The organism is Kitasatospora sp. NPDC059973, from assembly GCF_042737525.1.
Lineage (GTDB): Bacteria > Actinomycetota > Actinomycetes > Streptomycetales > Streptomycetaceae > Kitasatospora.
Genome location: NZ_JBHWUI010000147.1, coordinates 1 through 20,298, shown reverse-complemented (window position 1 = coordinate 20,298; position 20,298 = coordinate 1). Strand labels below are relative to the sequence as shown.

The 20,298-nt window shown below is 76.6% G+C and carries 21 protein-coding genes and 1 pseudogene; 13 read left to right on the top strand and 9 right to left on the bottom strand.

Annotated elements, in window-relative coordinates:
* Positions 1–44 precede the first annotated feature (44 nt).
* The gene (locus ACFWA9_RS30450) at positions 45–626 is read right to left on the bottom strand and encodes a hypothetical protein (RefSeq protein ID WP_329491139.1); all 582 of its coding nucleotides are present in this window, start codon (positions 624–626) and stop codon (positions 45–47) included.
* 26 nt (positions 627–652) lie between these two features.
* The gene (locus tag ACFWA9_RS30445; RefSeq protein ID WP_380391275.1) at positions 653–2,026 is read right to left on the bottom strand and encodes an MFS transporter; all 1,374 of its coding nucleotides are present in this window, start codon (positions 2,024–2,026) and stop codon (positions 653–655) included.
* A gap of 101 nt (positions 2,027–2,127) precedes the next feature.
* On the opposite strand from ACFWA9_RS30445, the gene ACFWA9_RS30440 reads away from it, so the two are divergent.
* Complete coding sequence (locus tag ACFWA9_RS30440; RefSeq protein ID WP_352297521.1) at positions 2,128–3,222, top strand: DUF5937 family protein; 1,095 nt, start codon at positions 2,128–2,130, stop codon at positions 3,220–3,222.
* Between the two features lie 202 nt (positions 3,223–3,424).
* Complete coding sequence (locus ACFWA9_RS30435; RefSeq protein ID WP_380391272.1) at positions 3,425–4,321, top strand: PhzF family phenazine biosynthesis protein; 897 nt, start codon at positions 3,425–3,427, stop codon at positions 4,319–4,321.
* Between the two features lie 138 nt (positions 4,322–4,459).
* On the opposite strand, the pseudogene ACFWA9_RS30430 reads toward ACFWA9_RS30435, so the two are convergent.
* Positions 4,460–4,810: pseudogene (locus tag ACFWA9_RS30430) on the bottom strand (DUF4262 domain-containing protein); the annotation flags it as partial.
* A gap of 200 nt (positions 4,811–5,010) precedes the next feature.
* On the opposite strand from ACFWA9_RS30430, the gene ACFWA9_RS30425 reads away from it, so the two are divergent.
* A complete protein-coding gene (locus tag ACFWA9_RS30425; RefSeq protein WP_380391269.1) occupies positions 5,011–6,303 on the top strand; it encodes a phosphotransferase in 1,293 nt (430 codons plus the stop codon).
* A 61-nt stretch (positions 6,304–6,364) separates the two neighbouring features.
* Here ACFWA9_RS30425 and ACFWA9_RS30420 read toward each other — a convergent pair whose 3' ends face one another.
* A complete protein-coding gene (locus tag ACFWA9_RS30420) occupies positions 6,365–6,607 on the bottom strand; it encodes a ferredoxin (RefSeq protein ID WP_352297529.1) in 243 nt (80 codons plus the stop codon).
* A 152-nt stretch (positions 6,608–6,759) separates the two neighbouring features.
* Entirely contained in the window at positions 6,760–8,073 is a 1,314-nt protein-coding gene (locus tag ACFWA9_RS30415; RefSeq protein ID WP_380391267.1) for a cytochrome P450, read from the bottom strand.
* Positions 8,074–8,592: 519 nt separating this feature from the next.
* On the opposite strand from ACFWA9_RS30415, the gene ACFWA9_RS30410 reads away from it, so the two are divergent.
* The 5 genes from ACFWA9_RS30410 to ACFWA9_RS30390 all read left to right on the top strand — a co-directional run bounded on the left by ACFWA9_RS30410 (position 8,593) and on the right by ACFWA9_RS30390 (position 11,396).
* Positions 8,593–9,678, top strand: coding sequence for an S-(hydroxymethyl)mycothiol dehydrogenase (locus ACFWA9_RS30410; protein WP_329491148.1), 1,086 nt, complete (start codon positions 8,593–8,595; stop codon positions 9,676–9,678).
* On the top strand, positions 9,675–10,307 hold the full coding sequence (locus ACFWA9_RS30405) for an MBL fold metallo-hydrolase (protein WP_329491149.1): 633 nt from the start codon (positions 9,675–9,677) through the stop codon (positions 10,305–10,307). Before ACFWA9_RS30410 ends, ACFWA9_RS30405 begins: the two co-directional genes overlap by 4 nt.
* Before the next feature lie 115 nt (positions 10,308–10,422).
* Positions 10,423–10,824 (top strand): pyridoxamine 5'-phosphate oxidase family protein, encoded by a 402-nt coding sequence (locus ACFWA9_RS30400; protein WP_380391263.1) that lies wholly within the window; start codon positions 10,423–10,425, stop codon positions 10,822–10,824.
* Between the two features lie 112 nt (positions 10,825–10,936).
* On the top strand, positions 10,937–11,095 hold the full coding sequence (locus tag ACFWA9_RS30395) for a hypothetical protein (RefSeq protein WP_352296657.1): 159 nt from the start codon (positions 10,937–10,939) through the stop codon (positions 11,093–11,095).
* A complete protein-coding gene (locus ACFWA9_RS30390) occupies positions 11,088–11,396 on the top strand; it encodes a hypothetical protein (RefSeq protein WP_352296655.1) in 309 nt (102 codons plus the stop codon). The genes ACFWA9_RS30395 and ACFWA9_RS30390 overlap by 8 nt, the downstream gene beginning before the upstream one ends.
* Here the strand turns inward: ACFWA9_RS30390 and ACFWA9_RS30385 are convergent.
* From ACFWA9_RS30385 to ACFWA9_RS30375, 3 genes are all read right to left on the bottom strand, one after another.
* Positions 11,369–11,569, bottom strand: coding sequence for a hypothetical protein (locus ACFWA9_RS30385; protein WP_380391260.1), 201 nt, complete (start codon positions 11,567–11,569; stop codon positions 11,369–11,371). The genes ACFWA9_RS30390 and ACFWA9_RS30385 overlap by 28 nt on opposite strands.
* 325 nt (positions 11,570–11,894) lie before the next feature.
* Positions 11,895–13,220 carry a DUF5685 family protein gene (locus tag ACFWA9_RS30380; RefSeq protein ID WP_380391257.1) on the bottom strand — a complete coding sequence of 442 codons (1,326 nt, stop codon included), beginning with the start codon at positions 13,218–13,220 and terminating at the stop codon, positions 11,895–11,897.
* 180 nt (positions 13,221–13,400) lie between these two features.
* A complete protein-coding gene (locus ACFWA9_RS30375; RefSeq protein ID WP_380391254.1) occupies positions 13,401–14,075 on the bottom strand; it encodes an LppX_LprAFG lipoprotein in 675 nt (224 codons plus the stop codon).
* 34 nt (positions 14,076–14,109) lie between these two features.
* Here ACFWA9_RS30375 and ACFWA9_RS30370 point away from each other — a divergent pair, with 34 nt between their 5' ends.
* A complete protein-coding gene (locus ACFWA9_RS30370) occupies positions 14,110–14,352 on the top strand; it encodes a hypothetical protein (protein ID WP_380391251.1) in 243 nt (80 codons plus the stop codon).
* Between the two features lie 148 nt (positions 14,353–14,500).
* Here ACFWA9_RS30370 and ACFWA9_RS30365 read toward each other — a convergent pair whose 3' ends face one another.
* Positions 14,501–15,490, bottom strand: a complete 990-nt coding sequence (locus tag ACFWA9_RS30365; protein ID WP_380391249.1) for a GlxA family transcriptional regulator — start codon at positions 15,488–15,490, stop codon at positions 14,501–14,503.
* A gap of 70 nt (positions 15,491–15,560) precedes the next feature.
* On the opposite strand from ACFWA9_RS30365, the gene ACFWA9_RS30360 reads away from it, so the two are divergent.
* The 4 genes from ACFWA9_RS30360 (at position 15,561) to ACFWA9_RS30345 (ending at position 20,155) form a co-directional block, all read left to right on the top strand.
* Complete coding sequence (locus ACFWA9_RS30360; RefSeq protein WP_380391247.1) at positions 15,561–17,009, top strand: MFS transporter; 1,449 nt, start codon at positions 15,561–15,563, stop codon at positions 17,007–17,009.
* Between the two features lie 190 nt (positions 17,010–17,199).
* Entirely contained in the window at positions 17,200–17,763 is a 564-nt protein-coding gene (locus ACFWA9_RS30355) for an XRE family transcriptional regulator (RefSeq protein WP_352296635.1), read from the top strand.
* Positions 17,760–19,385 (top strand): MFS transporter, encoded by a 1,626-nt coding sequence (locus ACFWA9_RS30350; RefSeq protein ID WP_380391244.1) that lies wholly within the window; start codon positions 17,760–17,762, stop codon positions 19,383–19,385. Before ACFWA9_RS30355 ends, ACFWA9_RS30350 begins: the two co-directional genes overlap by 4 nt.
* A gap of 74 nt (positions 19,386–19,459) precedes the next feature.
* Positions 19,460–20,155, top strand: a complete 696-nt coding sequence (locus tag ACFWA9_RS30345; RefSeq protein ID WP_352296630.1) for an alpha/beta hydrolase — start codon at positions 19,460–19,462, stop codon at positions 20,153–20,155.
* The last annotated feature ends 143 nt before the right edge of the window (positions 20,156–20,298 follow it).

Genomic DNA, 20,298 nt, shown 5'->3' with positions numbered 1-20,298 from the left:
GCGCCGGCCGGCGCGGCCCGCCCGAGGTGCGGGAGCCGGACCGCTCACCGGCCCCGCGGGTCGGGGCGGCTCCAGAGGGTGAGGTCGCTGCTGGTGGCCACGGCCAGGGTCCGCCCCGACGGGGAGAACCCGGCGGCGCGGAAGGTCGACCAGGAGGAGTGGAACACCTGCCACCAGGTCTCGCCGTGGTCGCCGGTGTACGGTCCGCCGCCGGTGCAGAGCAGGACCCGCTCGTTGGGCCATTCCGGGACGAGCACCTCGACGTGCCAGCCGTCGTCGGTACCGGTGTGCAGGCCGCCTCCGTGGAGGCCGGCCACCGGGACGCGGACGTCGGCGACCGGGCCGATGCCGGGGCAGGCGAGGTCCGGACCGTCCGGCTCCTCCTCGGGGTCGTACACCCGGGCGATCTTCTCGCCGGTCGTCGCGTCGAAGAGGCCGTGCCCGGCGGTCGAGACCGCCAGGACGAGGTCGTGGCCGGTGGCCGGGTCGGTGGCGAAGCCGATCCCGAGCAGCCCGCCGACCGCGATCATGCCGGGACCGACGGGCTGCCAGGGCGCCGGCGGCGGCGTGACGGTGGCGGCGAGGAAGCGATCGCGGAGCTGCTGCTGGAAGACGGTGACGGCCATGGGGGGATCCTCCCACCGCCGGCCGGTCACCCCCGCGGAGCCAGCCTCGTCACCGCCCCGGCCGCGAGCAGGGTGGCGGCCGCCAGCGCGGGCCAGAGCACGCCCGGCCCGGCGGCCAGCAGCGCGGTCAGCACGGCCGGGGCCAGCGCGCGGCCGACGCCCGTCGACAGCTCCCAGCGGGAGAGCGCCCGCCCGAGCAGCCGGGGCGGCGCGACGGCGGCGACCAGGGCCGTGCCCGAGCCGCTGTAGAGGATCTCGCCCAGCGTGAACAGCACCGAGACGGCCGCCACGGTGGCCGCACCAGCGGTGCCGCCGATCGCCCACGCCGCCCAGAAGCCCAGGTAGGCGAGCGCCAGGACCGCTCCGGCGGAGGCCAGCACGGCCCGTCGCGAACGGCGGGCGAGCCGGAGCACGATCGCGAGCTGAAGCGTGATCACCAGCACGGTGTTGCCCACGAACACCCCGGAGGACCAGGCCGGGGACGCGTGCAGATGGAGGACCAGCAGCGCGGGCAGGGCGACCTCCAGGACGTCGAAGCAGAACGCGTAGGGGAGGGCGGCGATGCTGAGCAGGCCGATCCGGCGCAGCACCGGAGCGGCGGCGGAGCCGACCGTCGGGTCGGCGGCCCGGTCGGCGGCCGGGGCCGGGGCCGGAGCGTCGGCCGGAACCTCGGCCGGGTCCGGTGCGGGGCTCGGGTCGGCGGCCGGGGCGGGGCTCGGGGCAGCCGCGGCGCCGGGGTCGGTGACCCGGAGCGAGTGCACCAGCGCCGCCGCGACCAGGCACGCGGCGGCCGTCGCCCCGGCCAGCAGCCGGATCGTGCCCGACCCGCCGGTCACCGCCAGGACGGCGAGCAGCGCGCCCGCACCCAGACCCGCGTTGCGCAGCGTCCGCCCGGCGGCCAGCGCGGCGTCCCGGGTGCGCCCCTCGGTGAGGGTGCTGACCAGCGCGGCGTGGGTGGTCGGCCAGTTCTGGCCGCCGATGCCGAGCAGCACGGCGGCCGCCGTGAAACCGCCCAGGCCGTCCGCGCACAGCAGCACCACCGAGCCCGCCGCCCTGATCAGCAGGGTCGCCGCCGCCGGGAGGCTGCGCGCGCCGCGGTCGATCCAGCGGCCGGTCAGCGGGAGCACCAGCAGGCCCGCCAGCAGACCGGCGGAGAGCGCGAGGCCGACCGTGCCCGCGCCGAGCCGCAGCACCCCGATGCCGTAGAGGAGCATGAACGGGCGGAGCAGACCGGTGCCGAGCGCGTCCACCAGCAGCGCGGTGGCGTAGCGGAGGCCACCGGCGGCGGTGAGCAGCGCGAGCAGGGCGGCCGGCCCGGGCCGGGCGGCGGTCGGGCTCGGCGGCCGGCCGGTCCGGGCGGAGGCCTCTGCGGAGCGGGACTTCTGCTGGAGCTGGTTCATGGCCGGTACCGTGCGGCCGCGCGCCGCCCCGGAGCACGCCGATTGACGACTCCCGTCAATCGACGGCGCTGCCGTCGTGACGGGCTGGCAGGATCACCGGAGTGAGCCTCAGCATCGACATCACCGCGCTGCCCGACGACCGCGTCTTCTTCACCCCCTCGCCGCTGGCCGAGCTGAGCTCGATGCTGCACGTCCTCGCCGAGCCCGCGCACCACCCCGGGCTGCACGGCTGGGCGGCGAGCACGGCCGCCTCGCTCGCCCCGGAGCTGTCCGAACGCCTCTCCGAGGCCGACTTCCTCTGGCGCTCCTCGCGGGCCGACTTCCTCGTCCCCGGCCGGCCGGGGGCCACCCTGGCCGAGGAGCTGGACGCCGTCGACCGGATCGACGACGAGCTGTACGTCCGGGCGGCCTCCTTCATGACCTGCGGGACGTCCCGGCTCTCCGAGCGGCGCGACTCGCCGCTCAGCGACCCTGTGGCGCAGGAGCGGGCCCGGGAGCTCGCGATGGCCCGGGGCCCTCGCCAGGCGGCCTTCGCCGACCGGCTGTTCGCCGACCCGCCGGCCGTCCGGGCCCTGCTCCGCCGGCTGCTGGAGGACTGCGGGGAGGCGTTCTTCGCGGCCGCCTGGCGCCGGGTGCTGCCGGACCTCGCGGCCGACGCCCGGCACAAGGCGGACCGGCTGGCCCGGCACGGCCTCGGCAGCGCCCTGGCGGCGGTGTCCTCCTCGATCGCCCTGGAGGAGCGGGCGGACGGGCGGCGGCGGATCGTCATCGACAAGCTGCAGGACAGCGCCACCCGGTCCGACGCCGGGGGAGTGACCTTCGTGCCGACCGCCTTCGGGCACCCGCACCTGCTGGTGGTGCACGAGCCCGGGTGGCGGCCGGTGGTGCAGTACCCGATCGCGGAGGGCGGGCTGCCCGAGCCGGTCTCGCTCGCCGTGGTGCAGCAGCGGTTGGAGGCGCTGGCCCACCCGGTCCGGCTCCGGCTCGCCCGCACGATGGCGCGCGGACCGCACACCACGGGGGAGCTGGCGGCGGCCTGGCAGCTCAGCGCGCCGGAGGTGTCGCGGCACCTGGCGGTGCTGCGCCGGGCCGGGCTGCTCACCACCCGGCGGCGCGGGCGGTACATGCTGTACCAGCTCGACCTGGCGGGCAGCGCCCGGCTGGGCTCGGACCTGCTGGAGGCGGTGCTGCGCTGACGGTGCGGTGCCGGTGCGGTGCCGGCGCGGTGCCGGCGCGAGGGAGGGCGCCGGGACCGGACGGGACGGGACGGGCCGGCGGGTCGTCGGCGGTGGTGCGTCGGGGGCGCGCGGGCCGGGGAGGGGCGTGCGACGTGCGCCGCACCACCGATCGGGGCCGGCGGGTGGGAACAGGCGGCCGAACGACGGCGTTCGACCGGGCATGATCACTGACGACGCGCCCGCGGCAGTTCCCCAGAGTGACGTCCTGCGCTACGCGGCCTTCTCCACCGACCCCGGCGGTGGGAACCCGGCCGGTGTGGTGCTCGACGCCTCCGGCCTGACCGCGGAGCGGATGCTCGCCATAGCCGCCGAGCTCGGCTACTCCGAGACGGCCTTCCTGATACCGGACGCGGCCGGCTCCGTCGCGGGCCCGGCCGGGGCCGGTTACACCGTGCGGTACTTCAGCCCGTTGCTGGAGGTGCCGTTCTGCGGCCACGCCACCGTCGCCTCCGCCGTCGCGCTCGCCGAGCGGACGGGCCCGGGCCGGTTCGTCTTCGCCACGCAGGCCGGCGAGGTGCCGATCGAGGTGGACAAGGGCGCGGACGGCGTCCTGCGCGCCACGCTGACCAGCGTCGAGCCGCACGTCGAGGAGGTGAGCGGCGCGGACGTCGAGGAGGCGCTCGCCCTGCTCGGCTGGTCGGCCGACGAGCTGGACGCGGCGCTGCCGCCCCGGATCGCCTACGCCGGTGCCCGGCACCTGGTGCTGGCCGCCGCCACCCGTGACCGGCTGGCCCGGCTGGACTACGACTTCGACGGCCTCGCCGCCTACATGACGGCCCGCGGGCTCACCACCGTGCAGCTGGTCTGGCGGGAGAGCGAGCACGTCTTCCACGCCCGTGACCCGTTCCCGGTCGGCGGCGTCGTGGAGGACCCGGCGACGGGCGCGGCGGCCGCCGCCTTCGGCGCCTACCTGCGGGAGCGGGGCGCGGTGACCGCACCGGCCACCCTGACGATCCACCAGGGCGAGGACCTCGGCCGCCCGGGCGTGCTGGGCGTCGAGCTGCGCGCGGACGACACCCGCGTCCGGGTCTCGGGCGCGGGGGTGGTGATCCCGTAGCGGCCGGGGGGCCCTCGGACCGTCGGGGTCCGGCGTCGGGGTCCGGTCGGCCTCGTCCGTCCGGACCCCCGGAGGGTGGGCGGCGACGGGGAGCCGAAGGCGCGGCTGGGCCCGGCAGCCCCTGGACGCCGCCTCCTCCCAGGGCCACCGGCCGCCCGCGTCCGGCCACACCAGCTGGACGACGGGCACCGGCACCCGCCGGTAGAAGCCGACCGCGCTGCCGAGCAGCGGCCGGTGCCGGCCGGGATCGACCGGCCTGACCATCAGCGGGTGGACGTCGAGGAGGCGGTCCGGTTCGGCCGGGCCGGTCGCGCAAAGCCGTGTGGCGGCTTCCGCGACCCAGCTCATCGGGTCGTGCACGCGCAGCCCGGCCATGGCCACCTCGGGCAGGCGGTGGGAGTACCGGAGGCCCACGGTGAACGCCCGGTCCGGCACGTCACCGCCGGCCACCCCGATGATGTGCCGGCCCCTGCTCCGGTCGTTCGTCACCTCCTGCGCCCAGTTCGGGTCGGCGCTGGCGCTCCGTCACCTCGGGCGCGCAGAGCACGCAGGGGCAGTGGGGGAGCCGGCCTGGTCGGTCGGTCAGTTCGATGGCGCGGCCGAGGCGGAGGCGGTGGGCGGAGGCGGTGGGCGCGGCGGTGCGCGGAAAACCGATTGCGCACGTCGAACGGGTGGGCGACCCTGCGCGGATGGAACAGGCGAGCGGTCGGACGGTCAGCATCCACGTCACCCATGGCAGTGAGTACCTCGGCCCGGTAGGGCCGTTCGAGGTGGACGGGGCGTGGTGGTCGTCGGCCGGGCCGGTCGTCGAGCGGCTGTCCGAGGAGCTGGGGGTGCCCGTACTGGTGCTCCGGCTCGCCGAGGTGGCGGCGGGTGGCGGCGGCAGCGGCGGGCACGTGGTCTACCACGTGGAGGCACTGGAGCGCCCGGCCGCCCTGGTGCCGCGTCAGGCGGGTGCCGAGGCGGCCGCCCTGCTCGGGCCGGCCGAGCGGCGGGCCGGCTGGGCCACCCAGGCCGGACTGCGGGCCACCCTCGACTGGGCGGAGCGGACGCTGCACCGGGCGGGCCGTCCGGTGGCCGGCCCGGTGGAGCAGGTCCGGACGTGGAACCTCTCCGGACTCTTCCGCTACCGGACGGCGACCGGCGTCGACGCCTGGCTGAAGGTGACCAACCCGGCGTTCAACGCCGACGAGGGCGCGGTGATCGCGCTGCTCGGCGGCGTCGATCCCACCCTGGTGCCGCGGCTGCTCGGCACCGACCCGGTGCACGGGCGGCTGCTGCTCGACCACGCGCCCGGGGAGGACTGCTGGGGTCCGTCCGGGGAGGAGGTCGCCGCCGTGGTGCCTCGGCTGGTCGCCGCCCAGGCGGCGCTCGCCGCCGACGGCCGGGCCGTCGCGGCCGGCCTGCGGGACCGCACCCCGCGGGCGCTGGTCGCCCAGGTGGGCGCGTTGCTCGACCGTCTGGAGCGGGAAGCGGAGGGCGCCGCGGAGCCGGCCGGCCCGGGAGCGTCCGGCGAGTCGCTGACGGCCGAGGAGTTCGCCGCCGCCCGGGCGCTCGCGGACCGGCTGCCCGCGCTGGTCGCGGAGCTGGCCGCCTGCGGGCTGCCCGAGACCCTGGTGCACGGGGACTTCCACCCCGGGAACTGGCGCTCCGACGGCACCCGGGCGGTGGTCGTCGACTACGCGGACTCCTGCTTCGGGCACCCGGTGCTGGACGGGCTGCGCCCCCGGCAGTACGTGTCCGACGAGCGCTGGGCGCAGGTCGCGGAGGTGTGGGCCGGTGCCTGGCGGGAGCACGCCCCCGGGTCGGACCCGGAGCGCGCCCTGGCGCTGGTCGAGCCGCTCTACCACCTCGCCTACGCGGTGCGGTACCAGGAGTTCCTGGACCACATCGAGACCAGTGAGCGGCCGTACCACGAGGGGGATCCGGTGAGCGAGCTCCGCGCCGCGCTGGCCTGTGCGGAAGCCGCCGCCCGGGCCTGAGCGGCCGTCCGGGGGCGGTCGGCGCCGCCGCTCCCCGGGCCGGAGGGCGGCGCCGGCGGTCTCAGTCGGACGGCGCGACCCGGCGGCCGTCCCGGGCCGAGTGCAGGGCGAGCGCCTCGACCGGGCAGTAGTCGACGGCCTCGGCGAGTCGCTCCGTCAGCCGCTCGCCGGCCGGTCCGCCGTCGGGCGCGGAGCCCCGCAGGGGGTGGGCCACGCCGTCGGCGCCCAGCGCCAGCGAGCCGGGAGCGGTGTGCGCGCACATGCCCGAGCCGATGCAGCGGTCCCGGTCGACCCGGACCACCACCGGGTCGTCCTCCCCGGGCGGGCCTCCGGCCGCAGCCGCAGCCGTAGCCGCAGCCGCCGCAACCGCGGCCGCGGGAGGGGGAGCGGTCGGGGAGGACGGCTGCCGGGAGCCCGCACGCCGGGTGTCCGACGCGGGCCCGGTCGAGTCCGGAGTCACCAGGCGACCTGGAGCGTGTTCGGACTGCGCGTCAGCAGCCCGCGCCGCCAGTCGATGGAGTCCGTCGGCCCGACGAGCCGCAGCGCGGGCAAGCGGCGGGCCAGCCGGTGCAGGGCCAGCTCCAGTTCCATCCGGGCGAGCCAGGCGCCCAGGCAGTGGTGCGGCCCGGCGCCGAAGGTGTACATCGGCGCGGCCAGCGGCGAGAAGAGCTCGGTCAGCAGATCGCGGGTGAAGACCTCGGGGTCGTGGTTGGCGGTCGTGGTGTCGGCGGCGACCACGCTGCCGGCCGGGATCACCACGCCGCCGATCTCCACCTCCTCGACGGCGCGCCGGAACAGACCGGGGAGTGCGTCGCCGTCCCCGAGCGGGACGCCGCGCAGCAACTGCTCGGTGGCGACGGCCGCGCTCTGCTCGTCGGAGGCCAGCCGGTGCCAGGCCTCGCGGCCGTCACTCAGCAGATAGACCAGGGCGTTGCCGAGCATCGTCATGGTCGTCTCGTGCCCGGCCACCACGAGGCCGATCACCAGCGAGACCAGCTGCCGCTCGGTGATGCCCCCGCTCTCCCGGGCCGCTGCGAGCAGGCCGCTGACCAGGTCGTCGCCGGGCGCGGCCCGGCGTTCGGCGATCAGGCCGGCCCCGAAACCGGCGAACTCCTCCATGGCCACCCGGACCGACTCGGTCGAGTGCGCGGTGGTGGAGAGCGCGTGGTCGCTCCAGTGGGCGAGGCGCTTGCCGTCCAGGCCGTCGAGGCCCATCAGCCTGCTGATCACGGCCACCGGCAGCGGGCGGGTGTAGGCGGCGATGATGTCGGCGGGGGAGCCCTGGTCGATCAGCTCGTCCAGCAGGGCCTCGACCACCGAGGCGACCCAGGGCCGCCAGCGGGCTATCGCGCGCGGGGTGAACGCCCGCTGCACCGTGCGGCGCAGCCGCTGGTGGTCGACGCCGTCGAGGTTCAGCATGCCCTCCGGGTTGTCCAGGAGGTTCGGGGTGAGCGTGAGCGGGGGTGCCTCGGGCGCGTAGAGCGGGGCGCGGCCCAGGCGCGGATCGGTCAGCACCTGCCGCACGTCGGCGTGCCGGCTGACCAGCCAGACCGGGGTGCCGGTGGGCAGCGCCCCGAGGCGCGGCGGGCCCGGTTCGAGGCGCCGCAGGCAGTGCAGCGGCGGCAGCGCGGGCAGGGCAGGTGGGCCGGCCGGGGCGGCCAGCGCGGGCGGCGCGGCCGGGTGGGACGCCGGGGCCGGACGGGGCGGGCCGGGCGCATGGGTCTCGGCGGGGCCGGTCGTGGCACGGGTGGCACTGTTCTCGGCGGACATCCGTACTCCAGACTCCAGGGCGGTGGGGCGCGGGGGCGGCCCGACGGGGGGTGGATCCGGGGAGGTGCGCGGGGGCGGGGCATGCGGTCGAGGCGGGCGGTCTGGACGGGCGGTCGGGGTGGGCGGTCTGGGTGGGCGGTCGGGACGGCGCAGGGGGTGCCGGGGCGGTGCAGGGCGGGGCGGATCGGCGGGAACGGTCGGTCGGGGAGGCCTGGCACGGTGCGGCCGGCCCGGGCGGCGACGCGGGCGGACGGGGCGGGTGAGTCGGACGGGTCGTTACGACCGTACGTGGGCGCCGAGCCACAGTCAGCAACCATTCCAGCCAACGCGGGGTGGTTGAGGGGCCGATGACGGGCGCTCGGTCGGGCCCACGCGCCCCCGCCGCCCGGGGGCGGTGAGCGGCATCACCGGGGCCGTTCGCCGGGCGCGCCCCGCACCGGGCGATACGCTTCGTGGGCAAGTCGTTTGACGCAGGTCACGCCGGTGCAGAGCCGCACCGGCCGACGGAGGTGGAATCGGATGGCCCAGCAGGTGAAGGCAGTCATCGCGCGTGCCAAGGGCGCGCCCGTGGAGGTGACGACGATCGTCGTACCCGACCCCGGGCCGGGCGAGGCGGTGGTGCGGATCCAGGCCTGCGGCGTCTGCCACACGGACCTGCACTACCGGGAGGGCGGCATCAACGACGACTTCCCGTTCCTGCTGGGGCACGAGGCGGCGGGGATCGTGGAGTCGGTCGGCGAGGGCGTCACCGAGGTCGTGCCCGGTGACTTCGTCGTCCTCAACTGGCGTGCGGTCTGCGGCCAGTGTCGCGCGTGCGAGCGCGGGCGCCCGCAGTACTGCTTCGACACGCACAACGCCAAGCAGAAGATGACGCTGCTGGACGGCACCGAGCTGTCCCCGGCGCTGGGCATCGGCGCGTTCGCGGAGAAGACCCTGGTCGCGGCCGGCCAGTGCACCAAGGTCGACCCGAGGGCCGAGCCGGCCGTCGCGGGTCTGCTGGGCTGCGGTGTGATGGCGGGCATCGGCGCCGCGATCAACACCGGCAACGTCGGCCGGGGCGACTCGGTCGCGGTGATCGGCTGCGGCGGTGTCGGCGGGGCGGCGGTGCTCGGCTCGCGGCTGGCCGGCGCGGGGAAGATCATCGCGGTGGACATCGACGACCGCAAGCTGATCACCGCGGAGAAGCTCGGTGCCACCCACACCATCAACTCCCGCACCGCCGACCCGGTGGAGGCGATCCGCGAGCTGACCGGCGGCCACGGCGCGGACGTCGTGATCGATGCGGTCGGCCGCCCGGAGACGTACAAGCAGGCGTTCTACGCCCGTGACCTGGCCGGTACGGTCGTCCTGGTCGGCGTCCCGACGCCGGAGATGACGCTGGAGCTGCCGCTGCTGGACGTGTTCGGCCGGGGCGGCGCGCTGAAGTCCTCCTGGTACGGCGACTGCCTGCCGTCGCGGGACTTCCCGATGCTGATCGACCTCTACCTCCAGAGCCGGCTGGACCTCGGCGCGTTCGTCAGCGAGACCATCGAACTCGACGGCGTGGAGCAGGCGTTCGCGCGCATGCACGAGGGTGATGTGCTCCGTTCGGTGGTGATCCTGTGAGCGGCGCGCGGATCGACCGGCTGGTCACGGCCGGCACCTTCGACCTCGACGGCGGCAGCTGGGAGGTGGAGAACAACGTCTGGATCGTCGGTGACGACGACGAGGCCGTGGTGATCGACGCGGCGCACGACGCCGAGGCGATCGAGGCGGCCCTCGGCGGGCGCCGCCTGCTGGCGATCGTCTCCACCCACGCGCACAACGACCACATCGACGCGGCCCCGGCGCTCGCCGACCGCACCGGTGCGCCGATCCTGCTGCACCCGGACGACCTGCCGCTCTGGAAGCTCACCCACCCGGACCGCCTGCCGGACGGCGAACTCGCCGACGGACAGCGGATCGAGGTGGCCGGCACCGAGCTGACCGTGCTGCACACCCCCGGCCACGCGCCCGGCGCGGTCTGCCTCCACGCGCCCGGGCTCGGCACGGTCTTCACCGGCGACACCCTCTTCCAGGGCGGCCCGGGCGCCACCGGCCGGTCGTTCTCGCACTTCCCGACGATCATCGACTCGATCCGGGACCGCCTCCTCTCGCTCCCCCCGGAGACGGTGGTCCGCACCGGCCACGGCGACCCGACCACGATCGCCGCCGAGGCGCCCGCACTTCCGGAGTGGATCGCGCGCGGCCACTGACCGCGATGGTCCCCGACCCCGGCCGCCGGCCCCGGTTCCGGCTCCGGCCGGTGAGCGGGGGCGATGCCCGGCCCGGTGCCCCGCGCACCGGGCCGGGCGCCGTACGATCGCGGGCATGGCCCATGATCCGCACGCACTCGACGAAGCCTTCCTCGCCTTCTGGCGGGAGCGGCACATCTCCACGCTGACCACCCGGCGCCCCGACGGCTCGCCGCACGTGGTGCCGGTGGGGGTGACGTACCAGCCGGAGACCGGGACGGCGCGGGTGATCAGCAGCCGGACCAGCCGCAAGGTGCGCAATGTGCAGGCCGCCGGGGCCGAGGGCATGCGGGTGGCGGTCTGCCAGGTGGACGGCGCGCGCTGGTCGACGCTGGAGGGCGTGGCCGTGGTGCGGGACGAGCCGGACGCGGTGGCCGATGCCGTCCGGCGGTACACCGAGCGGTACCGCGAGCCCCGGGTGAACCCGGACCGCGTGGTCATCGAGATCACCGTCGACCGGGTGCTCGGCCGGACGTAACGGCCGCGACGGCAGCGGCCTGTGGGTGTGCCCGGAGCTTCGTGGTACCCGTGGTGCCTCCGTGATGTGGGTGTTTATCGGCCGTTGATCGCCGGCGCCTAGCGTTGGCGGCATGAACGAGGGAACGGTCGAGGAGCAGGGCGGGCGGGCGCTGCCCGAGGGGCGGATGACGGAGCAGGACACGGAGCGCTTCCGGGTGCTGCTGGCGCGCCTGGGCGACTCGCTGACGGCGGACCGTCGGGCGGCCGCCGAGGCGGGGTTCGATGCGTGAGTCCGGGGTGACGACGGCCGGTGAGCGCGGGCCGGTCGCGGTGCTGCCGCTCTGGCAGCGCGGGCCGGTGTCCGCTCCCTGGTCGGGTTCGCTGCCGGACCCGCTGCCCGGTTCGGCGGCGGGCGGGCTGCCGGTGGCGGGACCTGTCCCGCTGCCGGACCGGGCCGGGCCGGCCCGGGGCGGGGGAGCCGGCTGCTCGGGTGTCGGCGCCGGTGCGGGTGTCGCGGTCGGCGCCGGTGTCGGCGTGGCCGTGGCGGCCGGTGCGGGCGTGGACTACTTCACGGAGCGGACCTCCGGGTAGTCCGCCGAGGGGCCGTTCAGCAGTGCGCTCGGACGGCCGAGCAGGTGCCGGTCGAAGAAGGCGCCCAGACAGGCCCGGGACGCGGCGAGCGCGCGTTCGCCGCGCAGGCTGCCGTACTGCGGGCGTGCCGTCTCCGGCGGTATCCGGTCGCGCACCCCGAAGGCTTCCAGCACCCGGGGCATGTCACAGAAGGACAGGTGACCGCCCTCGGGCAGGTCCAGCCGGCGCCGCCAGCCCGTCAGCTGCTACCAGGTCCGCTCCCCGCCGGCCGCCGCCTCCGGCGCGTCGTTGCTGCTCCGCGCGCTGAGCAGGAGCACCGGCCCGGCGAGGCCCTCGGCGGGCAGCGGGGCGAAGAAGTCGCGGAGCCGTGGTCCGTCGCAGGTCGGAGCCGCCGCGCCGGGCGGCCCGGCCTCGCGGACGGCGCCGACTCCACCTGAGGTACCGTCAGCTGCCTTGGGCGGGCGGCGATCGCGCCCGGACCCCGCAGGGCCGCGGTGCTCAGCAGTCGCAGCCGCAGTCGCACCCGTCGCATCCGCAGCCGTCGCAGCACCCGCCGTCTCCACAGCAGTTGCAGCAGTCACCGCAGTTGCTGCAGCAGTCCCCGCAGTCCCCGCAGTCGACGTCCTGCCGTGCGCACCACCCCTCCTTGCGCTCGCGCGAGAACGGATCGTCGTGCGAGCAGCACATCAGCTGGCAGGTGCAGGCCATCAGCGCCCAGACCGCGCAGCCGGCCAGCAGGTTGCGCCGGTGCGGGGGGCGGCCGCCGGGCGGGGTGAACCCGGGGCCCTGCGGCACCCAGGGCGGGATCGGCGCGCCGGGACCGGCGGGCGGCGCCTGCCCCGGGTCCTGCCGGGGCGCCGACCGGTACGGGTCGGAACCGTGCGGGTCGGAACCGTGCCCGGCGCCCCCGTGCCCGGCGGAACCGTCAGCGGGCGCCGTCCGGGTCCGGCAGGTGGCGGTGTGCGCGGCCGGGCCGAAGACGCGCTCCACGGCCCGCTCCGTCTCGTGCGCGAGCAGGGTGTGCACCAGGGCCCGGTCGGTCAGCTCCACCTCGCGCAGCGCGAGCCGGATGCCGTGGACGGCGTCCCGGCAGAGGCGTTCGGCCTCGGCCCGGTCGGTGCCGGTCGCCGTGAGCGGGTTCCAGGCTCCGCTCGCGGCGTCCTCGGCCTGGTCCTCGGCGGCGTCCAGCAGGTGGGCGAGCCGGCCGAACAGACGCCCCGCCTCCGCCAGCGGTTCGGCGTTGCCGGGCCGGCCGGCCAGGACGGCGGTGTGGGCGAACGCCGCCGAAGTGGCGCTCTCGGTCGGCTCGGTGACCAGCAGGACGGACCCGCCCGGGGGCAGCGCACGCTCCAACGCGCCCTGGCGGGAGGCCGCGTCGAGCAGGACGGCGGTGTCGAAGCCGACCGCCGAGGCGCCGCCCGCGCTCTTGCGGTCCCAGCGCCTGGTGACGGCGCGGGCCCCGGCGGCGACCGGGCGCCGGGCGAACACGCCGTCCCGGTCCTCGACATGGTCGCGGATCTTCACCGAGGCGAGCGCCAGCGAGACGGCGGCCGCCAGCCGGGCGCCCTCGCCCTTGGCGACCGAGGCGGTGCGCATCCCGCGCAGCGGGCAGGGCCCGGCGGTGCGGCGCCAGGAGGCGTCGTCCTTCGCGCTCTGTGCCTCGACCAGCACCGAGATGATCAGACCGTCGTAGTTGGTGGCCGTCCGGGCCAGTTGGCCGTGGTCGTCCCTGAGTGCCAGGCAGAGTCCGCACAGATGAGCCATCCACGAGGCCTGCAGCCGCTCGGAGAGCCGGTGCCGACACGGCCTGATGATCCCGAACATGATCCCCCTTGGTGCGCGGGCCCTGGTCGGCCCCCGATCGCGGACATCATATGACCGGCAGTTCACGGCTTTGGAAGGGTCGTGAACCAGGTGGGTAACACCGGAGGGGAGGCCGTCCGCCGGAGGTCGCGGCGCAGGCCGCAGGCGTGCGGGGCCGGCTCCGCGCCCGGCGCGGGCCGGTCAGCCGGTGAGGACGCCGGAGAGCTCGGTGACCGCGCTGGTGCTCTTCGCCGGGGGCGGCGACACCTTCACCGGCTTGCCCAACTCGGTGAAGGTGACCGTGGTGACGGCGTGGATCGGGTCCATGTCCAGGACCAGCCGGACCTTCGCCACCCGGCCCTGGGGGTCGACCCAGACCTCGGCCGGGATCCGGAGGTCGCCGCCGCCGAGGCTCCGGTAGGTCGCCAGCTTGGCCTGGACCTCCGGTGCCAGGCGCAGGACGACGGCGTCGTCGGCCAGCACGCCGCTGTACCGCACGGTGCGGACGCCGTCCAGCTCCTCCTCCCCGTTCCGGACGACCCGGGTCAGCGTGGAGAGCTGCTGCAGGACGTGCTCCGGGTCGTTGACCGGCGACCGGAGCAGGGCGTGCGCGACGGGCCGCTCGCGGTCGATCGCCGCCCAGGACCCCGCGGGCACTCCCGCCGAGCCGCGCACGTACACCTGGCCGTCGGCGAAGACCTCGTCGAGGTGGCTGATCGCGCCCCCGGGGAGGTTGACGCCGAGCTGCCCCCGGTCCGCCGCCATGTCGAAGTCCCCGGCCACGGCCAGGTTGTACGTGGTGTCGCCGTTGGTGAGTTGCACGGTCTGGCCGACCCTGGCGCTGGTGCGGCCGGTGGCGGCCGCGGCCTCGCGCACGGCGGCGGCATGCTCCGCGGACGGCGCGGCCGGGGTGCTCGTGGCACTCGTGGGCGTCGCCGGAGCGCCGGACGGCGGCGGGGTGCTCACGGCCGCGGTGCCCGCCGCCGGTGCGCCCGCCGACACCGAAACGCTCGCCGAGGCGCTCGCCGACGGCCCGGCGGCGCTCCCGCCGGCGGCGGACGAGCAGCCCGCCGCGCACAGCAGCGCGAGCACGGTACTGACGAGACCTGTGGAACGGCGCACTTCTTCCCCCGACCTGGTGGTGACACGGTGACGACGGCCGGGCCCGCCGCGCGGTGCGACGTCCCCGTGGTGGTGCGTGCTCCGCGCCCGCCCGGCACACCGACCCTATCGGGCCAGGTCAGGGGCGTTCCGGCGGGGTGGTGCGACCCGGCCCCGGGCGGTCCCGGGGCGGCCGGGGCCTATCGGCTCGGGTCCGAGCGGAAGGCCCGCCGGTAGGCGGCGGGCGTGGTGCGCAGGGCTTCGTGGAAGCGCCGGCGCAGGTTGACCGCCGAGGAGAGGCCGACCCGGTGCGCGATGGTCTCCACCGGCAGGTCGGTCTCCTCCAGCAGGGCCCGGGTGGCGGCGATCCGCCGGTCCAGCAGCCAGCGTCCGGGACTGATGCCCAGTTGCTCGGTGAAGCGCCGGGTCAGCGTGCGGCCCGAGACCTGGGAGTGGAGCGCCATCTCGGCGACGCTGACCTGCTGGTCCAGCCGCCCGCCCAGCCACTCCAGCAGGGGGGCCAGCGAGTCGGTGACCGGTCCGGAGGTCGGCAGTTCGGCGTACTGCAGCTGGCAGCCCTCGCGGTGCGGCGGCATCACCATCTGCCGGGCGATCCGCATCGCGTGCGCGGCGCCGTGGTCGGTGCGCACCAGGTGCAGGCAGAGGTCGACGCCGGCCGCCGATCCGGCGCTGGTGGCGACATCGCCGTGGTCCACGTAGAGCACCGCGGGGTCGACCCGGACCCGGGGGAACCGGTCGGCCAGTTCGGCGGCCCGGGCCCAGTGGGTGGCGGCCCGCCGGCCGTCCAGCAGTCCGGCGGCGGCGAGCACGAAGGCGCCCGAGCAGATGCCGACGATCCGCGCGCCGCGCCGGTGCGCCCGGCGGACCGCCTCGACCACCGCCGGCGGCACCTCGGTGCCGGCCGGCTGCTGCCAGCCGGGGACCAGGACGGTGTCCGCGCGCTCCAGCGCGTCCAGGCCCGCCGTGACCAGCAGGTCGTAGCCGACCTGGGTCCGCACCGGACCGGGGTGCTCGGTGCAGACCTCGAACGTGTAGCGGGCGGGGATCGCCGGGCCGTGGTCGCCCAGCACCTCGGTCGCGCAGGCCAGCAGGAAGGTCGACTGCGGGGGCTGGAGCAGGGCCACGACCCGGTGCGGCGCCGGGGGTTCGGGCGGCGGACGAAGCGTCATGGCGCGAAAGTACCCCATCATGTCGTTCGGGACACTGGGGTAGTCGAATGGTCCAGACCACCATCGTGCTGTGACCACCTCGCAGACGCACACCCAGAACGCACAGAACAGCCCGAACACCAAGGACGCGCAGAGCACCAAGGACGCGCAGAACAGTCGGACCACCCGGAACGTCCGGACCACCCGGAACGTCTGGACCACTCGGGCCGCCCGGACCGGTCCGCCGCCCGCCCGGCCCCCGTTGTGGGACCGGCGCTTCACGCTCTACTTCATCGCCCGCGCGGTCTCGCTGGTCGGCGACGCGATGATGCCGGTCGCCACCGCACTCGCGGTCGGCGCGCTCTACGGGATCTCCGGGGTCGGCATCGTCCTCGGCATCTGGACCGGGACGGTCGTCGCCCTGGTCCTGTTCGGCGGGGTGCTCGCCGACCGGGTCGGTGCGCGCCGGATGATGGTCGGCGCGGACCTCGCCCGGGTGCTCACCCAGGGGGTGCTGGCCGCCGCGTTCTTCGTGGGACCGCCGCCGTTCTGGCTGCTGGTGACCATGGCGGCGCTGGCCGGTGCGGCCACCGCGATGTTCCAGCCGGGGGTGAACGGGATGGTCCCGCTGGTCGCCCGCGAGCCGCAGCGGGCGAACGCCACGCTCAAGGTGGCCGACGCGCTCGCCCAACTGCTCGGCCCGGCCCTGGCGGGCCTGCTGATCGCGCTGACCGGAGCCGGGACGGTCTACGCGATCGACGGCGCCACCTTCCTGCTCAGCGCCCTGTGCCTGGCGCTCATCCGGCTCGCCCCGGCCGGCGCGCCCGAGGCCGCCCCGGCCGCCGCCGGCCCCGGTGCCCGCACCGGCGGTTCGCTCCGCCGCGACCTGCGCCAGGGCTGGCAGGAGTTCCGTGCGCGCACCTGGATGTGGGCGGTGATCCTGATCTGGGTGGGGTACGGCGTGCTGCTCTTCGGTCCGCTGGTGCCGCTCAGCTCGGCGCTGGTCGGTGCCCGGCTCGGCCCGAACGCCTACGGTCTGGCGGTCTCCTTCCTCGGCGTCGGAACGGTGCTCGGCGGGCTGCTGGCCCTGCGGGTGCGCCCGGCCCGGCCGTTGGCCGCCGGTGCGGCGGCGATGGCGCTGTACAGCGTGCTGCCGCTCTGCGTCGCCCTGGACACCGGCCTGCCGGTGCTGCTGGCGGGCCACGTGCTCGGCGGCGGCGCCTGGGCGTTCTGGTCGGTGATGTGGGCGACCAGTGTGCAGACCCACACCCCGCCCGCGGTGCTCAACCGGGTCAGCGCGTACGAGCTGGCCGGCTCGGTGTCCGGGATCGCGCTCGGTCAGATCCTGGCTGGACCGGCCACCGCGCTGGCCTCACCGGGGCGGCTGCTGCTGGTGTCGGCGGGTGCCTGCCTGGCGGGCTGCGTGGCGTTGTTCGCGATCCCGGCGATCCGCACGCTGGGCCGTGCGGCTCCCGCGGGCGGCACGCCGGAGGCGCCGGGCCGACCCGGACCTGCGGCCTCGGAGGCCCCGGACTGCTGACGTGGCGCCGGGTGGGCGCCGGGGCGCGGAGTGGCCGGTGCCGCCGGGGTGATCGCGCCGCGCACCGGCCGCACACCGGTGGCACCACCGGGGCGCGGCCGTGCACGGCACGCGCCGGCGCCCCCCGCCGGGCCGCTCGACCGGGCCCGCGCCCTGTAGGTGATCCCATATCCGGGATAGCATCGCGAATATGGGAATCGATACGGCCGCCGACGAGCGGCTGGCCATCCGACTGGCCGAACTCCGCGTCGAACGCGGTTGGACGCTGGAGGAGTTGGCGCGCCGGGCAGAGGTGAGCCGGTCCACGCTGTCCCGGGTCGAGCGGGCGGAGGTCAGCCCGACGGCCGCCCTGCTCGGCCGGCTCTGCGCCGTGTACGGGCGCACGATGTCGCGGCTGCTCGCCGAGGTCGAGTCGGCCCCGGCCGGGCTGGTCCGGGCCGGGGAGCAGCGGGTCTGGCATGACGAGGCGACGGGGTTCGTGCGGCGTTCGGTGTCCCCGCCGGACGGCTCGCTGCGGGCCGAGATCATCGAGGGGCTGCTGCCGGCGGGCGCCGACATCGCCTACGACCGGCCGTCCGTCCCCGGCCTGGAGCACCACCTCTGGCTGCTGGAGGGCCGGTTGGAGCTGACCGTCGACGGCGAGCCGCAGCAGCTCGCGGCCGGCGACTGCCTGCGGTTCACCGCCGACAGCACCCGGTTCCGCAGCCCGGGGCCCGAGGCCGCCCGCTACGTCCTGGTGGTGGTCGAGCCGTGACCCCCGCCACCGGCCCGGCGGCGCCGCCCCGGGAGCGCTTCGACGCGGCCGGGCGCCGCGTCCTGCTGGTCTGCGTCGCGGGCGGGTTCACCACCCTGCTCGACCAGTCCGTCCTCAACACCGCGATACCCGCCCTCCGGGAGAGCCTGCACGCCGGCCCCGCCCATCTGCAGTGGATCGTCGCCGGCTACTCGCTCGCCTTCGGCCTGGCCCTGGTCCCGGGCGGGCGGCTCGGCGACGTCCGCGGCCGCAAGTGGTTCTTCGTCACCGGCCTGGCCGTGTTCACCGCCGTCAGCGTGCTCTCCGCGACCGCGACCGAGCCCTGGGTGCTGGTGGCCGCCCGGCTGCTCCAGGGCGCCGGGGCCGGGCTGGTCAACTCCCAGATGATCGGCACCATCCAGGACGTGTTCGACGGCCAGCTGCGGGCCCGGGCGCTCGGGATGTACGCCGTCACCGGCGGCCTGGCCTTCGCGCTCGGGCCGCCGATCGGCGGCGCCGTCCTGGCCGCGGTCGGACCGGAGTTCGGCTGGCGGCTGACCTTCCTGCTCAACGTGCCGTTCGGGCTGGCGACCGTCGTGCTGGCGGCCCGCTGCCTGCCGCGCCCGCGCCCCAGTGCCCGCGACGCCGACCTCGACCTGGTCGGGCTGCTGCTGGTCGCCGCGCTGACCCTGGTGCTGATGCTGCCGTTCGTGCAGCCGCCCGCCTGGACCGGCTGGCTGGCCTTCGGCGCCGCCGCGGCCCTGCTGCTGGGCGCGCTGGTGTGGTGGCAGCGCCGCTGCGCCCGGGCCGGCGGGCACCCGTTGATCCACCCGGCGCTCACCCGGTCCGCGCCGTACGCGCTCGGCACGGCGGTGGCGATGGCCCAGTTCGGCTCGTCCGTGGCGGCCGGGCTGGTGCTGGCGATGTTCCTGCAGGACGGGCTCGGCCTCTCCCCGATGGGCGCGGCGCTGGTCGCGCTGCCCTCGGCGGTCTCGATGGGCGTCGCCTCGGCGCTCGCCTGGCGGGTGGTGCGGCGCTTCGGCCGGCGGACCGTCACCGCGGGCCTGACGCTCGCGGCGCTGGTGATGCTCACCGGCGGCCTGGTCGTGCGGTGGGCGCCGACGGGTGGGCTGCCCTGGCTGCTGGCGGGGCTGCAACTGCTCGGCGGCGCGGCCGCGGGCGTGATGGGTGCGACCAACCAGGCGTACGTGCTGCGCCATGCGCCCGCCGAGGCGGCCGGGGTGAGCGGGGCGATCCTGCAGATGGCGCAGCGGATAGCGGCGGCGGTCTGCGTCTCGGCGCTCTCCGGCGTCTACCTGCGCGCGACGGGCGGCGGTGGCGGTCACCGGGCCGCGTACACCTCCGCCAGTGCCGTCTGCGCGGCGGTGGCCGCCCTGGCGGTGCTGGCCTCGGTGCTCGCGAGCCGGGCGGCGGCCCGGGAGGACGGCGGACCGGTGGCGGCCCGGGAGGACGCGCGACCGGTGGCGGTACCGCTGCCCGGGCAGGCCGCTCCCGAAGCGCCCGCTCCCGGCCGGACCGGCGAGGTGCGGGCCGACGAGGTAGGCGACGAGGTAGGCGAGGTGCCGGTCGGCGAGGCGCAGGCCGGGAAGGTGCGGGCCGGCGAGGTACCGGCCCGGGGATAGGACCGTGACCGGCCGGGTTGAGCGGTGGGCGAACGGCCTGTCGGCAGCCGGGGCCACGGCATACGGTGATCGGCATGACCGATCATCGGACCGTGGAACTGCCGGAGGTCACCCTCGCCTACCGCGAGTCCGGCCCGCCGGGTGCCCCGCCGCTGCTCCTGCTGCACGCGCTCGGCGAGCGGGCCACCGACTGGGCCGGCGTGCTGCCGGACCTCGCGCCGCGCCACCGCGTCCTCGCGCTCGACCTGCGCGGCCACGGGGACAGCGGCCGGCCCGGCCGGTACGGCGTCGAGCCGATGCGGGACGACGTCCTCGCCTTCCTGGACGCCCTCGGGCTGGACCGGGTCGATGTCGTCGGGCATTCGATGGGCGGTGTGGTGGCGTACCTGCTGGCGCAGGAGCACCCCGAGCGGGTCGGCCGGCTGGTGCTGGAGGACGTCCCGGCGCCCTACCCGCGTCCGGCGGCCCCGGTGGCCGACGCGCCCCCCGGGCCGGTGGACTTCGACTGGGCGGTGGTGAAGCCGGTCAAGGCGCAGCTGGACACCCCCGAGCCGGTCTGGCTCGAGCGGATGGCCGCGATCACCGCACCCACCCTGGTGGTGGCCGGGGGCCGGGCGAGCCACGTCCCGCAGGACCGGATCGCCGAGATGGCCGGGCGGATCCCCGACTGCCGGGTGGTCACCGTCGAGGCCGGGCACCTGGTGCACCACACCCGGCCGGCGGAGTTCGTCGCGGCCGTCGCGCCGTTCCTGGACCTCGCCCGGCGCTGAGGGGCGAGCGCGGCGCCGCCCCCGGGGGCCCGGGGGGCGCCGGGGCCCGGGGCAGACCCCCGGCGCGGCCCGGGGGCCGCCCCCCCCCCCGGCCGGGGGCCGGGCGGGGGGGGGCGCCGCCGGGCGGGGCCCGGAAGCCCCCC

Bases quoted from the DNA above. Each gene is read 5' to 3' on its own strand.
- ACFWA9_RS30450 (WP_329491139.1), bottom strand. From the start codon at position 626: ATGGCCGTCACCGTCTTCCAGCAGCAGCTCCGCGATCGCTTCCTCGCC.
- ACFWA9_RS30445 (WP_380391275.1), bottom strand. From the start codon at position 2,026: ATGAACCAGCTCCAGCAGAAGTCCCGCTCCGCAGAGGCCTCCGCCCGG.
- ACFWA9_RS30435 (WP_380391272.1), top strand. From the start codon at position 3,425: ATGATCACTGACGACGCGCCCGCGGCAGTTCCCCAGAGTGACGTCCTG.
- ACFWA9_RS30425 (WP_380391269.1), top strand. From the start codon at position 5,011: ATGGAACAGGCGAGCGGTCGGACGGTCAGCATCCACGTCACCCATGGC.
- ACFWA9_RS30415 (WP_380391267.1), bottom strand. From the start codon at position 8,073: ATGTCCGCCGAGAACAGTGCCACCCGTGCCACGACCGGCCCCGCCGAG.
- ACFWA9_RS30410 (WP_329491148.1), top strand. From the start codon at position 8,593: ATGGCCCAGCAGGTGAAGGCAGTCATCGCGCGTGCCAAGGGCGCGCCC.
- ACFWA9_RS30400 (WP_380391263.1), top strand. From the start codon at position 10,423: ATGGCCCATGATCCGCACGCACTCGACGAAGCCTTCCTCGCCTTCTGG.
- ACFWA9_RS30395 (WP_352296657.1), top strand. From the start codon at position 10,937: ATGAACGAGGGAACGGTCGAGGAGCAGGGCGGGCGGGCGCTGCCCGAG.
- ACFWA9_RS30390 (WP_352296655.1), top strand. From the start codon at position 11,088: ATGCGTGAGTCCGGGGTGACGACGGCCGGTGAGCGCGGGCCGGTCGCG.
- ACFWA9_RS30380 (WP_380391257.1), bottom strand. From the start codon at position 13,220: ATGTTCGGGATCATCAGGCCGTGTCGGCACCGGCTCTCCGAGCGGCTG.
- ACFWA9_RS30365 (WP_380391249.1), bottom strand. From the start codon at position 15,490: ATGACGCTTCGTCCGCCGCCCGAACCCCCGGCGCCGCACCGGGTCGTG.
- ACFWA9_RS30355 (WP_352296635.1), top strand. From the start codon at position 17,200: ATGGGAATCGATACGGCCGCCGACGAGCGGCTGGCCATCCGACTGGCC.
- ACFWA9_RS30345 (WP_352296630.1), top strand. From the start codon at position 19,460: ATGACCGATCATCGGACCGTGGAACTGCCGGAGGTCACCCTCGCCTAC.